This window comes from Gilvimarinus sp. 1_MG-2023 (genome assembly GCF_030548285.1).
In genome coordinates this window covers 1-249 of record NZ_JAUOSC010001420.1, presented here as the reverse complement: position 1 = coordinate 249, position 249 = coordinate 1, and the positions used below count along the sequence as shown (strand labels likewise).

The following is a 249-nucleotide window of genomic DNA, read 5'->3' as shown; positions in this document are numbered from 1 at the left end:
CAGGATATCCACGGTCGATAATACTTTGACAAAATCTTCATACAGGTCACGCGTACGGCTAAATCGATGCGGTTGAAACAGCATCACCAGACGGCGGTCGGGAAAACCCTTGCGAATGGCTTCAATCGTCACTTCCAGCTCACGGGGGTGATGACCATAGTCATCCACCATCATCACATTGCCACCTGCCAGTGGATATTCTCCACAGACCTGGAAACGCCGCCCGACACCGGCAAATTTCTCCAGTGC

The 249-nt window shown here is 52.2% G+C and carries 1 protein-coding gene; it reads right to left on the bottom strand.

Annotation, left to right across the window (positions count from 1 at the left end):
- A partial coding sequence (locus Q4563_RS21520) for a glutamate ligase domain-containing protein (RefSeq protein ID WP_303605974.1) occupies positions 1 to 249 on the bottom strand: 249 nt, incomplete at both ends.